Below are 15,524 nucleotides of genomic sequence, written 5' to 3'. Positions count from 1 at the left end.
TAACCTGCGCAGGAGCGGTCATCGGCCGCGAAGGGAGCGCCGCAATGGCTCAGTGCTTCTTGTCTTTCTTGAAGGCGGCTTCCAGCGCATCGTTGATGGTGCGCAGTACCTTGACTCGCGCCCAGCGCTTGTCGTTGGCCTCGACCAAGGTCCACGGCGCCACCTCACTGCTGGTGCGATCGACCATGTCGCCCACGGCGTCGCGATAGGCACCCCACTTTTCGCGGTTGCGCCAGTCGTCTTCGGTGATCTTGAAACGCTTGAACGGAATCTGCTCGCGCTCTTTGAACCGTTTCAACTGGGTCTGTTCATCGATCGCCAGCCAGAACTTGACCAGCACCACACCGGCATCGGTCAGTTGCTCTTCGAAGTCGTTGATCTCGCCATAGGCGCGCATCCAGTCGGCCGGACTGCAAAAGCCTTCGATCCGCTCGACCAACACGCGACCGTACCAGGAGCGGTCGAACACGGTGAACTTGCCCCGCGCCGGCAATTGCCGCCAAAAGCGCCACAGATAGGGCTGGGCGAGTTCGTCCTGGGTCGGCGCGGCAATCGGCACGATGTGGTATTGACGCGGGTCGAGCGCGGCGGCGACACGCTTGATCGCTCCTCCCTTGCCCGCCGCATCGTTGCCTTCGAACACCGCCACCAGAGCGTGACGGCGCATGCGCTTGTCGCGCATCAGGCCTGCCAGGCGAGCCTGCTCGGCAATCAACTGGCGTTCGTAATCGTCCTTTTCCAGATGTCGGCTCAAATCCAGGCTGCCGATCAGGCTGCGTTTGTCGATGCTTTCACCGATGTTCGCCACGGCCTTGCGCACTGGCTCGGTGGGCGCCTTCAGCGCTGCCTGCAACCCTTCCAGCAGAATCTGCCCGACCGCCAGGCTGCGGTAGTTGGCATCCACACCTTCGATCACGTGCCACGGCGCGTAGTCGCGACTGGTGCGCCGCACCACGCGTTCGCCGAAGCGCACGAAGCGGTCATAGGTCCTGGACTGCTGCCAGTCCAGCGGGCTGATCCGCCAGCTGTGCAACGGATCGTCACGCAATGACTTGAGCCGCGCCTTCATCTGCTGCTTGGACAGGTGAAACCAGAACTTGAAGATCAGCGCACCTTCGTCGCAGAGCATTCGCTCCAACCGCTGCGCGCCGTTGATGGCCTGCTCCAGACGGCCGTCCTTGATGTCGCCATGCACCCGATCCTGAATCATCTGGCTGTACCAGTTGCCGAAGAACACGCCCATGCGGCCCTTGGCCGGCAACTGGCGCCAGTAGCGCCAGGCTGGTGGTCGCGCCAGTTCCTCGTCGGTCTTTTCATCGAAGGTGCGCACCTCGATCAGGCGCGGGTCCATCCACTCGTTGAGCAACTTGACCGTCTCGCCCTTGCCCGCCCCTTCGACGCCGTTGATCAACACGATCACCGGAAAACGCGCCTGCTCCTTGAGCTCGTACTGGGCTTCCAGCAGCGCTTCGCGCAGGGCAGGCAGACGCGCCTCGTAAGTGTCCTTGTCGATGGCATGACCAATTTCGGCGGATTCGAACATGGGGCAGGCATTCCTCTTCGGTTAGCTTGTGCGAGCCTCGCTGGGCGCGGTGGTGCTTTGCGTATCGCTACTGAAGCCGACCCGCTCGAGCAGGGTTAGTTCGGCCAGCAAGGCGTTCTCGGCACCCTGGCGACGTCGGGCGATGTCATTGGCGCGCCGCAGGTAATCGCCGCTGCTGCCGGGTTCCTGGCGCTCGTCGAGGACGCTCAACTCCTCGGCGAACGGCGCCAGACCCCGTTCCAGGGTGCTCGCATGGCGTTCACGCAGGTAGTCGGTCCAGAATGCCTGGCGGATCATGAACGCGGCGAAGTCCGGTGCGGCTTCGGCCTGCAGCACCTCGGCCTGTGCGGCGTCGTAGATGTCGACGCCGATACCGGCCGTGGCGGCATAGGCCATGCTCTGCGGCTGGCCGGGCAAGGCCAGGCGACGGGCCAGATAGGTCCGCAGCGCCATGCGCACTTCTGCCTCGTCGACGCTCACACCCAGGCGCCGACGCTCGGCAATGATGCGCCGGGCAATGACCTCCAGCCGGTCGAGCCGGAACAGTCCACGGGCCAGCTCGTACAGGCGTTCGCCACGCTGGGCCCAGGTTGCGCCCTGCAAGGCGTAATGCTGGAGCACATGCACTTCCATATCACTGAACATCAACCGCTCTCCATCCACGCAAGTGTCCAACCCCTGGGCCATGGTGTACAGGCGTTGACGCAACTGGCGATTGGCCGATGCACCGGCAACGACATTCCAGACGCGCCGGGTCAGTTCGGTTGGATTGCGGGTGTAATCCGGTGTGTGACGCAGATTGTCGATCAAGCGGGTGAAGGCCTCGGAGCCGTCTTCATCGACCAGCCCCTGCCACAACTGTGCGCGATGGCGTCGCTCCACCTCGCTGGCACCCTGCAGCCACACATCGACCAGCGGGCGGCCGGCACTTGCCGAGTGCACATCGTTGGTCCGATGGGCGAAGAACTGAAAACGCCGGTGTGGCCTGGGGCTATCCAGCTGCCTCAAGCTGAAGTCATCCAGCCTGTTGCGATCCATGAAAACGTCCACACCCTGCCCTTGGCTCATCTCGGTGAACACCGAGTCGGGAATATGGCGCAGCCGGGTGCGGTACAGGTTCAGGGTCCGCAGCGCGGGCAGCCGCGAAGCCCACTGTGGCCAGCTGGGCAGCACCAGACCGGCGAGATTGAGTTGCTGCAGCCTGGAGAAACCGCTGGAAGTGGCTATCGGCCCCGGAAGATTGCCGCTCAGGCTCAACAGGGTCAGGTCCGGCAGACGTCCCAGGCGATCGAGCAGCGCCTGGTCCAGGGTCAGGTTGCAGAGCGTCAGGTCCAGTTCGGTCAGCTGTGTCAGACGATCGACCGCTTCGGGCAACTGGCCCAGGTTGCACTCACGCAGGGTCAGGCTGCGCAGCTGCGAAAAGCTGGCCAGCAAGTTGGTCAGCGCCGGCGCGTCCACCGTGCTGCCGGTCAGGTTCAGGTGCGTGACGAAGCGCAGATCGGCGTTCAGGCCGGGAAAATCCAGCAGCGGCGCGTAGGTCAGGTTCAGATGATAGTGGTGTCCGTTGGCCACACGTTCGGAAGGCAGCTGACGGCGCCAGGCGATGTCCAGACGCGCCGTGACGTCGGCACGGTAATGCATCAGGTCGCCTCTGCTGGCGTTGTAGCGGGCCGGCAGGTTGGCCGGGGCCGGTCGGTGCGCCCACGCTTGCAGCTGAGCGTGCATCTGCGAGCGCTCGGAGGCCAGGTTGTCCAGCCCCAGCATGATGTCGGCGCGGCTCATGCCGACTTGTTCGTACAGTCCCAGCAGTTCGCGGGCGCCGGGCTCGCTGGTGCCCGGATAGAGGCCGCGAATGCGTGCCACCAGCACCCGTCGCGACAGGGCCACCTCTCGCCTTCCGCTCATGGGGTAACCCACGCGCCCGTAGCCGTCGCGCATCGGTGCCCTGAAGCTTTCCGGCAAAGGGGTCTGGCCCAGCCAGCGTGCACAGGCATCGCGGTGAGCGAAGGCGTAGTCACGCACCGCATCGCCCGACGCGGTGTCGCCCAGCACCTGCTTGATGGCCCGTTCCAGCTCGAGGCTGTCCAGCGACTGCGCGGTGCCGAAGCACAGGCCTTCGAAGGCGCGATTGAGCCGTTGGCACTGCTGATAGGCACGCGCGCGCTCACTCGACTTCAGGGGAATGCGTCGATTGACCAGCATTCGCGCCTGTTCGCCAGGCGCCACGCCGAGCAATACCTCCTCGGCTGCGGCGACGCTCAAGGCGGGAAAATCCCTGCAAATGAGCTGGGTGGCCGGACCGCTGCCAAAATGCGTGGCGTCGTAGAGCTGTTCGAAACGTATCTGCGCGGCAGTGTCCGCAAGCCCGGCGCGTTGCACCTGGCGGTGCAGGGCAAAACGTTGCAGGGCATCGACCAGCAACGCAGTGGCTTTGTAGGCCTGGGCATAGACCGCGTCCAGCAAGGTGGGCGGCAACCCGGTACTGGCCAGCGCCCGATGGATATCCTCTGAATCCATGCCCGACAGCCGCCAGCCCAGGCGGTCACGCAGGGTGGTGCCGGACACCTCGGGTTGCTGCTCGGCGGCCAGCCGCCAACCGGCACCCGTTTCCTCGATCAGTGGCAGGTAGGCATTCGCGTCGCGCGGATGGGTAATGCGCCACCGCTGGTACCGATCGTCGAAGCGAAGGTCATGCACGCGCCCGTCGATGACCACGCTGTCACGTGCTTCGTCGTGATAGAGCCGATCGGTATCGGGCAGCAGGTCGGCAGGCAGGCCCTGGGCAGCAACGTAGTCGTCGAGGTTGGGACGCCACAGGTGCTCGCGGCCATCGGCGAGCGTCACCGGGAGCAGTTCCGCCAGCTGGGTATCGGCGGCAATGGCAGGCACTCTGGGCGCGATCCAGCTGCGGCCCGCCTGCACCGCGCCGGCGAACACCGCCATGGTCGCCAGATTTTCGACCACGCTCATGGCATGGCCGAAGGCGGCATGATCATCGCCCTGGCGCCAATCGTCGACGCCACTGAACACTTCCTGCAACAGCTGGGCCGCAGCGCAGGTCAGCATGGCCGCACCCAACGCCGGGACCAGCAGGCCGGCGATATTGAGCAGGGTCGTTCCGGCGTCCAGATAACGCCGGCGTTCACGCTCCCGGATGATGGCGTCTTCGTCGGCGGTCGGCACCGCCATCACTCGAGCATCCTGGTAGGTCTTGAGCAAGCGATCATTATGTTGCAGGTCGAACAGGTCACCGACCACCGCACGCTTTTCCAGGTTCAATCGCTTCAGCCAAGCGCCACCGGAGCCGGCAAGCCGCTGCTGCAGACGCCGGTCGAACGGCGCAGCGAACTTCTCGCCCACCAACGAGCAGACATATCGCTGGAAATCGGGCCGCTGGAGTTTTTCTCCCAGGCGTTCGGCGAAGGCCTGGAACGAAGGGTATTGCTTGATCGGGTGGTCGGGTTCGCCGGGCATCAGCACCACACAGCGACCGTCGACGGTCGATTCGATCAGTTGCACGCCGTACAACGCCACGGCAGCGAAATCGGCGCTGCCCAGCAGGCGCAGCCAGTGATAGCGCACCGCGCTGCCCGCCCAGGTCGGGGGAGCCGCTTGGGCAACCTGCAGCAGCAGACGATAGCCGTCTTCCTCGACATCGCCGCGCAAGCGGGCAATGTGGGCCAGCACTGCGAGATGGGCCTGGTCATTGCGTTTGAACAGCGCCGCCACCCGCTCGGGTTGGTCGTCGGGCTTGAACACTGTGTCCAGGTGAGCCTGGTAGCGCTGGCCCAGGTCCAGGCGCCGGCAGGCAGTGGCGAATCGCTGGGGGTCGAGGGCGATTGCCGGTTTTTCCTGGCGGGCGCGAAAGTCGATGTCTTTGCCGGCAGTGAAGTATTCGACACCGCCGCTTGGCAGCACCATCGAACCCGGCGCAAAGCTCAGGTTCGCTTCGAAATTCTGCATGGCGGCAACCAGCAGGTTCTGTTCAATCGCCCAGCGATGACTGAAGCCCATGCCGACGTTGTGCATGGCGCGCACCAGCACATAGCCGCGCGGATCAATGTCGAGCTGGCACTGCCTGCGGATCTCCTGCCCGACCAGGTCGGCACAGAACTCAGTGACGTCGCGCAGCCCGGCCAGTACAGGGGCGAGGGCGCGCTTGGCGGCGTGGCTTTCATTCTGACTGGCGCTCAACGCCTGGCGCATCGCCGGGCTGGCCTGGCTCAGCCAGGTCGGCAACCGCTGCGCGACGATGCGCGCATGGCGGCGGTCCCGGTCGGTGCCGCCCTGGCTCATTGGGGGGTAGATCGCGTGCATGATCGGCTCCTTGCCGAAAGGGGAGCGCGCACGGTAGCCCGCGCCACAGCCGCCAGAGGCTGCATTAATAACCACCTGCAGACCGCAGTGGCCGCCGCGCAACCGTTGCAGCGGCCTGGCGCTGGCGAAGCAGAGCCTGCGCGCTACAATGCCTGCTCGCCTATTGCCGAAGCCGTCATGAAAACCCCGAGCACCCTCGCCCAGCTGGACTGGACCGACACCGGTCATCCTCGATCGCGCGCCTTCGGCGACGTCTATTTCGCCGCCGACGGCCTGGCCGAAAGCCGCCATGTGTTCATCGAGCAGAACCGCTTGGCAGAACGCTTCGCCGCCCTCGCCGACGGCGAACGCCTGGTGATCGGCGAAACCGGCTTCGGCACCGGGCTGAATTTTCTCTGTGCGTGGCAGTGCTTCGCCGCCTCGGCTGCACCGACTGCGCGCCTGCACTTCATCAGCGTGGAAAAGTACCCGCTGAGCGCTGCGGACCTGACCCGAGCCCTGGCGCTGTGGCCAGAGCTTTCGGCCTGCAGCGAGGCGTTGCTGGCGCAGTACGTGGCGGTGCATGAAGGCTTCCAGCGCCTGGTGTTCGACGGCGGCCGGGTGACCTTGACGTTGCTCATAGGCGATGCGCTGGAACAGCTGCCGTGCCTGGACGGGAAGGTCGATGCCTGGTTCCTGGATGGTTTCGCTCCGGCGTGCAACCCGGCCATGTGGACACCCCAGCTGTTCGCCGAACTGGCGCGGCTGGCGGCGCCCGGCGCAACGCTGGCCACGTTCACCAGCACCGGCTGGGTTCGTCGTGGCCTGGCGGCCGTCGGCTTCAAGATGAAACGAGTGCCGGGCATCGGCAATAAATGGCATGTATCCAGAGGCGTGTTCGCGGCCGACGCCGCAGTGGCAACACCCGCCGTCAAGCCCTGGTTCGCCCGCCCCGAGCCGGTAACCGGCGAACGCCACGCGCTGGTCATCGGTGCCGGCCTGGCAGGATGCGCCACCGCTGCCAGCCTGGCCGCGCGCGGTTGGCGGGTGTCGCTGCTCGAGCGTCATGCCGAAGTGGCTCGGGAAGCCTCGGGAAATCCGCAGGGCGTGCTGTACCTGAAGCTGTCGGCCCACGGTACGGCCCTTTCGCATTTGATTCTGGCGGGCTTCGGCCACACGCGCAGGCTGCTTGCGCAACTGCAGCGCGGTCGCGACTGGGACGCCTGTGGCGTTCTGCAGCTGGCCTTCGACGACAAGGAAGCGCAGCGCCAGGGGCAACTGGCCGACGCATTCCAACCCGAACTGCTGCACCTGCTGGACCATTCAGAGGCCCAGGCGCAGGCAGGCGTCGACTTGCCCAGCGGCGGCCTGTTCTACCCCGACGGTGGCTGGGTACACCCGCCTGCCCTGTGCCAGCACCTGGCGCGTCACCCACGCATCACCCTGCTGCGCCATCACCACGTGGCAGACCTGCGCCACCTCGACGGCCAATGGCACGCGTTCGCCGACGACACCCTTCTGGCCTGCGCCCCAGTAGCCGTGCTGGCGTGCGCCGCCCAGGCCAATGCCTTCGCCCAGACCTGCGCCCTGCCACTCAAGCGCATCCGCGGGCAAATCACTCGCCTGTCGGAGACACCGCGCAGTGCTGCGCTGTCGACGGTGGTCTGCGCCGAGGGCTACATCGCCCCCGCCCGCTCGGGCGAACACACGCTGGGCGCCAGTTTCGACTTCCGCAGTGAAGACCTCACGCCCAGCCAGGCGGACAACCTCGACAACCTGGCCCTGCTCGAGGCGATTTCCCCTGACCTTGCCGTGCGTCTGGGCGCTGCGCTGCTGCCCGCCGAACGCTTGCAGGGCCGGGCCGGATTTCGCTGCACCAGCCCGGACTACCTGCCGATCATCGGGCCGGTCGCCGACGCGCAGGCATTCGCCGAGCGCTTTGCGATCCTGGCCAAAGATGCCCGCCAGGTGCCTGAACAGCCCTGCCCCTGGCTGCCGGGGTTGTACGTCAACAGCGGCCATGGCTCGCGCGGGCTGATCACCGCGCCGCTGTCGGGTGAACTGATTGCCGCCTGGCTGGACGACGAACCGCTGCCGCTGCCTCGGGAGGTGGCCTGGGCCTGCCATCCGAATCGCTTCGCGCTGCGGCGGCTGATACGCAACAAAGCTTGAACCTGCATGGGGGGCCGGACTCACAGTCACAGCCCCTCGCCGTTGCCGCGGCCCGAGGGCCGCAGCATCACCGTCATGAAGAACTTGCCCATGTTGCATATCCAGGGTCTGCACAAGACCTACGCCACACCGCAAGGCCCACTGCCGGTGCTGCAGGGCATCGACCTGCAACTGGAGCGTGGCGCCAGCCTGGCGCTGATGGGTGAATCGGGCAGTGGCAAGAGCACCCTGCTGCATCTGGTCGCGGGGCTGGACATGGCCGACAGCGGTCGTATCGAAGCGGCCGGGCAGGTGCTCACGCAGATGAACGAGCGCCAGCTGGCGCGCTGGCGGCGCTGCGACATCGGCTTGATCTTCCAGCAGTTCAACCTGATCAGCAGTCTCAGCGTGGCCGACAACCTGGCCTTTCAGGCCCGCCTGGCCGGCCGCCTGGACCCAGCCTGGCAGCGCGAACTGGCTGAACGCCTGGGCTTGTCGGCACTCCTGCAGCGGTATCCGGAGCAACTGTCCGGCGGGCAACAACAGCGCGTGGCCCTGGGCCGCGCATTGGCCTCGCGGCCGCCCCTGCTGCTGGCCGACGAACCTACCGGCAACCTCGACGAAGCCACCAGCGAGCACGCGCTGGACCTGATGCTCGAGTTGCTGCGGGCCAGTGGCAGCACGCTACTGATGGTCACTCACAGCCCGCTGGTGGCAGCCCGCCTGGAGCGACGCGTGGTGCTGCAGGCCGGTCGCATCGTTGCCGGGACGGATCGCTGACGTGGCGGTGCTGTACTGGACCCTGCGCAGCCTGCTCAGCCATTGGCGCCGGCATCCGGTACAGGGCGTGGCGCTGATCACTGGCCTGTGGCTGGCCACCGCGTTGTTCACCGGCGTGCTCGCCTTGAACAGCCAGGCGCGACAGAGCTATGCCCTGGCCAGCCAGATGGTCGGTGGTCAAGCCCAGGCCAGCATCGTTGCCCGTGACGGCGCCGACCTTGCGCAATCGACCTTCATCGCACTGCGCCTGCAGGGCTGGCCAGTCTCTCCGGTGCTCGAGGGCCGGATCACCCTCCCCTCGCATCCGCAACTGCGCCTGCAAGTGATGGGTATCGAGCCGTTGACTCTGCCAGCAGGCAGCCCCGTGGCCGGCGAGCTGCCGAGCAGCGATGACCTGAGCGCGTTCATCGGCGCACCCGGCCGTACCTGGGTGGCGCCCCAGACCTTGCGCGAGCTTGGCGTGGAGGAAGGTGCACGGTTGCCCGCCGGCACTGGCGCAACCCTTCCTCCCCTGCAGGCCCGGGCACAGATGGCACCCGGTGTGCTGCTGATGGATATCGGCGCGGCCCAGACGGTGCTGCAGACGCCTGAACGACTGACCCGCCTGCTGCTGCCACGAACGTTCGAAGGCGTTCTGCCCGACGCATACACCGATCGTCTGCAAATCAACCGCAGCGATGCCGACGGCGACCTCGCGCGGCTGACCGACAGCTTTCACCTGAACCTGACCGCGCTGGGCCTGCTGGCGTTCGTGGTCGGCCTGTTCATCGTCCACGCTGCCATTGGCCTGGCACTGGAACAGCGTCGTGCCCTGCTGCGAACCTTGCGTGCCTGCGGCGTGAGTGCCGCCCTGCTGGTGCTGGCCCTGGCCCTGGAGCTGGGCCTGCTGGCGCTGCTCGGCGGCCTGGCCGGTATCGTCAGCGGCTACTGGCTGGCCAGTCTGCTGCTGCCCGATGTGGCGGCCAGCCTGCGTGGCCTGTACGGCGCAGAAGTCGCCGGGCAGCTGAACCTAAGCCCGGCCTGGTGGCTGGGCGGCCTGGCACTGAGCCTGGGCGGCGTGTTGCTGGCCGGCGGCGACAGTCTCTGGCGTGCTGCACGCCTGCCACTGCTGGCATTGTCCGGTGGCGAAGCCTGGCATCAGGCCCACCGCCAATGGCTGCAGCGACAAGGCGTGGTGGCGGCCTGTGCAGCCGTGCTGGCCCTGCTGTTGGCAGTATGGGGCAACGGCCTGGCCACGGGCTTTGCGCTGATGGGCAGCCTGTTGCTGGCGGCAGCGTTGGCCTTGCCGGTGCTGCTCAGCAGCGTCCTCGCCCTGCTCGCCCGGCGCCGCTGGGGCGTGCTGGGCCAGTGGTTCCTGGCCGACTGCCGCCAGCAATTGCCGGGACTGAGCCTGGCCCTCATGGCGTTGCTGCTGGCACTGGCCGCCAACATCGGCGCTGCGAGCATGACCGAGGGGTTCCGGCAGACCTTCAGTGGCTGGCTGGAACAGCGCTTGAGCGCCGAGTTGTACCTGCGGCCACAGCACGCCGAGCAGGCCCAGGCGCTGCAACGATGGTTGCAAGGCCAGAACGGGATCGAGCAGGTGCTGCCCGGCTGGGAGATGCAGATTCGTCAACAAGGCTGGCCAACCGAACTGACTGCCGTGATCGACGCGCCGCTCTACCGCGAGCATTGGCCGCTGCTCGAACAGGCCGCCGGCAATCCATGGGACACCTTGTTTTCCAGTGACAGCCTGATGCTCAGCGAGCAACTGGCGCGGCGCCTGGGCGTAGGCATCGGGGCGCGCCTTGCATTGCCCGCCGCCCAAGGGCGCTGGAACCCGACCGTGGTGGGCATCTATGCCGACTACGGCAACCCCAAGGGCCATATTCTGGTCAGCGCCGCGCAGTTCCAGCAACACTGGCCCGGGACCCCACCTGCCCGCTTTGCCCTGCGCATGGCCGAGGCCGACACCGCTGCCCTGAAAAGCCGAGTGCAGCAAGCGTTTGGCCTGGACGACAGCCATGTGGTGGAACAACGGCAACTCAAGCGCTGGGCCTCGCAGGTTTTCGAACGCACATTCAGTGCCACGGCTGCCCTGAATGCATTGACCCTGGGGGTGGCCGGCGTGGCCCTGTTCATCGGCCTGCTGACCCAGAGCCAGAGTCGCCTGGGTCAGCTCGCGCCGCTGTGGGCAATGGGCGTGCAACGGCGCGAACTGATCCTGCTCAGTGTGGCGCAGACCTTGATCCTGGCTCTGCTGACCCTGGTGCTGGCGGTCCCGCTGGGGATTCTGCTGGCGTGGTGCCTGGTGGCGGTGATCAACGTGCAGGCGTTCGGCTGGCGCCTGCCCCTGCAGGTGTTCCCATGGCAGATCCTGCAGCTGTGCGGCCTGGCGCTGATTGCGGCGATGCTGGCCTCGGCCTGGCCCATGCTGCGCCTGCAACGCAGCCAACCCACCGACCTGCTGCGAGTGATGGCCAGTGAGCGTTAAGTTGATCCGAATCCTGGTGCTGGCCCTGCTGCTGGCAGCCAGCGGCTGCGAGCCAACCCCACCCCCTGCCGGTTTTGCCGGGCTTGGCGGCCAGGCCGGTGACTTCGCCCAGGTCACCCCCGGCAAGGTCTTCCAGTTTCCCGCCGACCATGGCGCTCACCCCGACTTCCGCATCGAGTGGTGGTACCTGACCGCCAACCTCGAAGACGACCAGGGGCAACGCTTCGGCGTGCAGTGGACCCTGTTCCGCAGCGCCCTGGCACCGGGCAGCACCGAACCGGGCTGGGGTAACCGCAACCTGTGGATCGGCCACGCCGGACTCACTTCCGCAACGGACCACTACAGCGCACAGACCCTGGCCCGCGGAGGCATCGGCCAGGCCGGTGTGAGCATCATGCCGTTCAATGCCTGGATCGATGACTGGCACCTGCGCAGCCAGCCTGGCGTCGAGCACACGCTCGCCGCAATGGACGTACAGGCCACTGGCGAACGGTTTGCCTACCAACTGGCCCTGACCAGCGAGCGCCCTCTGGTACTGCAGGGCGAGCAAGGCTATAGCCGCAAGTCCGATGCGGGACAGGCCTCGTATTATTACAGCCAGCCGTTCTTCAGCGCAGCCGGCCAGCTGCAGATCGACGGCAAGCGCTATCAGGTCAAGGGCCGCGCGTGGCTTGACCGGGAATGGAGCAGCCAGCCACTGGCAGCCGATCAGTCCGGCTGGGACTGGTTTTCGCTGCACCTGGACGACGGCCAGCAGTTGATGGTGTTTCGCCTGCGCGGCGCCGGCGGGCAAGACTTTCTCAGCGGTAACTGGATCGACGCCCAAGGGCGCAGTACACCGCTGGCCCCGGGCAGCATCACCCTGCGCCCGTTGCAGGACACCCGCGTGGCCGGTCGGCAGGTACCCACGCGCTGGGCCATCGACATCCCCAGCCACGGCCTGCATGTGCAAACCACCGCGTTGAACCCGAAAGCCTGGATGGCGGTGGGCATGCCCTACTGGGAAGGCCCGGTGACCCTGGCGGGCAGCCACGCTGGCGAGGGCTATCTGGAAATGACCGGATACTGATACACGCACGGGTTTTTGTACAAATATCAAACCAACCTGGGTCGTCGCGGTCCTTTTAGAAATACCTAAGGACGCTCCGTCACGGCATGCCGACCTCCAGCGCTTTTGCCAAACACTGGTTCGCCAGCCGTCAATGGAAGCCCTTCGCGTTCCAGAAGGACGTCTGGGCCGCCGTCAAACGCGGCGAATCGGGCATGCTCCACGCGAGCACTGGCGCGGGCAAGACCTACGCCGTCTGGTTCGCCGCCCTGCAACGCTTCGCCAAGGCCGGGCCCGTCATTCCCAAGGGCAAGCGCAAGCCGGTCATGGCGCCGCTGACCGTGCTATGGATCACGCCCATGCGCGCGCTGGCCGCCGATACCCTGCGCGCCCTGCAGGCACCGGTGGATGAGTTGCAGATCGGCTGGAGCCTGGGCCTGCGCACTGGCGACACCAGCAGCAGTGATCGCGCCAAGCAAACGCGCCGCCTGCCCTCGGCGCTGGTAACCACCCCGGAAAGCCTGACGCTGCTGCTGGCCCGCGACAAGGCTTGCGAGGAGTTGAGCAGCGTCGCCATGGTCGTCGTCGATGAGTGGCACGAGCTGATCGGCAACAAACGCGGCGTGCAGTTGCAGCTGGCATTGGCGCGATTGCGGCAGTGGAACCCGCAGCTCATCGTCTGGGGCATCTCCGCCACCCTGGGTAACCAGGCGCATGCACAGGAAGTGCTGCTACCCGGCCAGCCGAGTGTCAGCGTGCAAGGCGCGCAGGCCAAGACGATCGAGGTCGACACGCTGTTGCCGGCGGCCATCGAACGGTTTCCCTGGGGTGGGCACATGGGTCTGCGCATGCTCGACCAGGTGGTCGCCGAGGTCGAAAGCAGCAACAGTTGCCTGATATTCACCAACACCCGTGCACAGTCCGAAATCTGGTTCCAGGCCATCCTCGATGCGCGCCCGGACTGGGCGGGCATCATCGCCCTGCATCACAGCTCGCTGTCGCGGGAAGTGCGCGAGTGGGTCGAACGGGCCCTCAAGCAAGGCCAGCTCAAGGCGGTGGTGTGTACGTCGAGCCTGGATTTGGGGGTGGACTTCCTGCCGGTGGAACGGGTGCTGCAAATCGGCTCGGCGAAGGGTATCGCGCGCTTGATGCAGCGTGCCGGTCGCTCCGGCCATGCACCGGGTCGGGCATCGCGGGTCACCCTGGTACCGACCCACAGCATGGAACTGGTCGAAGCTGCGGCAGCCCACGATGCCGTCGCGCAGCGACGCATCGAGCCACGCGTGTCACCCGACAAGCCATTGGATGTGTTGGTCCAGCACCTGGTGAGCATGGCGCTGGGCGGCGGTTTCCTGCCCGACGCATTGCTGGTCGAAGTGCGTACCACCTGGGCTTACCGCAACCTGACCGAGGATGAATGGCAGTGGGCCCTGGCGTTCGTGCGCTATGGCGGCCACTCCCTCACTGCCTACCCCGATTACCGTCGAGTCGAGCCTGACGAGCATGGCCTGTGGCGCGTCCCCGACGCACGCCTGGCGCGTCGTCATCGCATGGGCATCGGCACCATCGTCAGCGATGCCAGCCTGCAGTTGAAGTACTGGAGCAAGGGCGGTGGCGGTCGCTCGCTGGGCAGTGTCGAAGAGGGGTTCATCGCCCGTCTCAAACCGGGTGACGGCTTTCTGTTCGCCGGGCGCCAACTGGAGCTGGTGCGGGTCGAGGACATGACCGCCTACGTCAAGCGCAGCACCGCCAAGAAAGCCGCCGTGCCGCGCTGGAATGGCGGGCGCATGCCGCTGTCCGGCGAGCTGGCCGACGCCCTGGTGGCGAAGCTGGGCGCCGCCGCCCGCGGTGAGTACGACAGCCCCGAGATGCGTGCCGTGCGCCCGCTGCTGGAAGTACAGCAACAGTGGTCGGCGCTACCCAGCGAAACCACGTTACTGGCGGAAACGCTGAAGTCGCGCGAAGGCTGGCACCTGTTCATCTACCCCTTCGGCGGTCGCCAGGTGCATCTGGGCCTGGGCAGCCTGCTGGCCTGGCGCCTGGCGCAGCGCCAGCCCCTGACATTCTCCATCGCGGTGAACGACTATGGGCTGGAACTGCTCAGTGCCACCGAGGTGGACTGGGCGGCCCAACTGGACCCTGCATTGCTCAGCGCGCACAACCTGTTGAGCGATGTACTGGCCAGCCTGAACGCTGGCGAACTGGCGCTGCGGCGCTTTCGCGAGATTGCGCGGATCTCCGGCCTGGTGTTCGGCGGTTACCCTGGCTCGCAGAAAAGCACCCGCCAGGTTCAGGCTTCCAGCGGCCTGTTCTTTCAGGTATTCAAGCAATACGACGCCGGCAACCTGCTGCTGACCCAGGCGCAGGAAGAAGTCTTGAAGCAGGAGCTGGAAGTGCAGCGTCTGGAGCATGTACTGCAACAGATCGCCAGTCGGCGTCTGGATATGCACGCGGTCAAGCGTCCGACGCCGCTGGGCTTTCCGCTGCTGGTCGAGCGTTTCCGTGAAAGCCTGAGTTCGGAGAAGCTCGCCGACCGCATACGTCGCATGGTCGGCGACTTGGAGAAAGCCGCAGGATGAGTGAGTATTGCAACGTACAACTGGCAGGCGCCGAGCTATGGCTGCTGGCCGAGAAAGCGGTCTACTGGCCCGAGCACAAGGCCCTGTTGATAGCCGATGCCCACTTCGGCAAGGCAGCGGCCTACCGCAAGCTGGGCCAGCCGGTGCCTCATGGCACCACGGCGAGCAACCTTCAAGTGATTGACCGAATTCTGGAGAAGTATCCCACCGAACACCTGATATTCCTCGGCGACTTTCTACATGCACCGGGATCGCATTCGGCTGGAACGCTGGATGCCTTGGCAGCATGGCGAACGGATGTCGCAGATTTGCGCATCACCCTGATTCGAGGCAACCATGACAAACGCGCGGGCGACCCGCCTGCGGAGCTGCGTTTCGAGGTGGTCACCGAGCCTCTGGAAATGGGCCCGTTCGCATTGCAGCACGAACCCGATCCACACCCGGAGCTGCATGTACTGGCTGGACACATTCACCCGGTCTATCGGCTGCACGGACGTGGCCGCCAAAGCCTGCGCCTGCCGTGCTATCTGCTCAGAGGCAAGGTCAGCCTGCTGCCGGCATTTGGCGCTTTCACCGGTGGCTACAACATGGACAGCGCCGCCGACCAGCGTGTGTACGTGGTCGGCGACGGCGGCGTCTGGCGGGTCGCTTGAG

The 15,524-nt window shown here is 66.1% G+C and carries 8 protein-coding genes; 6 read left to right on the top strand and 2 right to left on the bottom strand.

Annotated features, from left to right (window positions below; all coding sequences use genetic code 11):
• Positions 1–49: 49 nt before the first annotated feature.
• Together pap and H7993_RS10315 are read right to left on the bottom strand one after the other, a co-directional pair.
• Complete coding sequence (pap, locus tag H7993_RS10320) at positions 50–1,543, bottom strand: polyphosphate:AMP phosphotransferase (protein WP_185794313.1); 1,494 nt, start codon at positions 1,541–1,543, stop codon at positions 50–52.
• Between the two features lie 21 nt (positions 1,544–1,564).
• On the bottom strand, positions 1,565–5,860 hold the full coding sequence (locus H7993_RS10315) for an NEL-type E3 ubiquitin ligase domain-containing protein (RefSeq protein WP_185794312.1): 4,296 nt from the start codon (positions 5,858–5,860) through the stop codon (positions 1,565–1,567).
• 177 nt (positions 5,861–6,037) lie between these two features.
• Between H7993_RS10315 and mnmC the strand changes: the two genes are divergently transcribed.
• From mnmC to pdeM, 6 genes are all read left to right on the top strand, one after another.
• Complete coding sequence (gene mnmC, locus H7993_RS10310) at positions 6,038–8,011, top strand: bifunctional tRNA (5-methylaminomethyl-2-thiouridine)(34)-methyltransferase MnmC2/FAD-dependent 5-carboxymethylaminomethyl-2-thiouridine(34) oxidoreductase MnmC1 (protein ID WP_185794311.1); 1,974 nt, start codon at positions 6,038–6,040, stop codon at positions 8,009–8,011.
• A gap of 90 nt (positions 8,012–8,101) precedes the next feature.
• The gene (locus H7993_RS10305; RefSeq protein WP_185794559.1) at positions 8,102–8,770 is read left to right on the top strand and encodes an ABC transporter ATP-binding protein; all 669 of its coding nucleotides are present in this window, start codon (positions 8,102–8,104) and stop codon (positions 8,768–8,770) included.
• A gap of 1 nt (position 8,771) precedes the next feature.
• Positions 8,772–11,243, top strand: coding sequence for an FtsX-like permease family protein (locus tag H7993_RS10300; protein WP_185794310.1), 2,472 nt, complete (start codon positions 8,772–8,774; stop codon positions 11,241–11,243).
• Positions 11,244–11,247: 4 nt separating this feature from the next.
• The gene (locus tag H7993_RS10295; RefSeq protein WP_342345043.1) at positions 11,248–12,312 is read left to right on the top strand and encodes a lipocalin-like domain-containing protein; all 1,065 of its coding nucleotides are present in this window, start codon (positions 11,248–11,250) and stop codon (positions 12,310–12,312) included.
• Positions 12,313–12,398: 86 nt separating this feature from the next.
• A complete protein-coding gene (locus tag H7993_RS10290; protein ID WP_185794308.1) occupies positions 12,399–14,870 on the top strand; it encodes a ligase-associated DNA damage response DEXH box helicase in 2,472 nt (823 codons plus the stop codon).
• Entirely contained in the window at positions 14,867–15,523 is a 657-nt protein-coding gene (gene pdeM / locus H7993_RS10285) for a ligase-associated DNA damage response endonuclease PdeM (protein WP_122476431.1), read from the top strand. The genes H7993_RS10290 and pdeM overlap by 4 nt, the downstream gene beginning before the upstream one ends.
• Position 15,524: the final 1 nt, after the last annotated feature.

The sequence above is a fragment of the Pseudomonas baltica genome (genome assembly GCF_014235765.1).
GTDB lineage: Bacteria > Pseudomonadota > Gammaproteobacteria > Pseudomonadales > Pseudomonadaceae > Aquipseudomonas > Aquipseudomonas baltica.
Note: the sequence above shows the minus strand (reverse complement) of the source record. Positions and strands in the feature narration are given on the sequence as shown.

Bases quoted from the DNA above. Each gene is read 5' to 3' on its own strand.
- pap (WP_185794313.1), bottom strand. From the start codon at position 1,543: ATGTTCGAATCCGCCGAAATTGGTCATGCCATCGACAAGGACACTTAC.
- H7993_RS10315 (WP_185794312.1), bottom strand. From the start codon at position 5,860: ATGCACGCGATCTACCCCCCAATGAGCCAGGGCGGCACCGACCGGGAC.
- mnmC (WP_185794311.1), top strand. From the start codon at position 6,038: ATGAAAACCCCGAGCACCCTCGCCCAGCTGGACTGGACCGACACCGGT.
- H7993_RS10305 (WP_185794559.1), top strand. From the start codon at position 8,102: ATGTTGCATATCCAGGGTCTGCACAAGACCTACGCCACACCGCAAGGC.
- H7993_RS10290 (WP_185794308.1), top strand. From the start codon at position 12,399: ATGCCGACCTCCAGCGCTTTTGCCAAACACTGGTTCGCCAGCCGTCAA.
- pdeM (WP_122476431.1), top strand. From the start codon at position 14,867: ATGAGTGAGTATTGCAACGTACAACTGGCAGGCGCCGAGCTATGGCTG.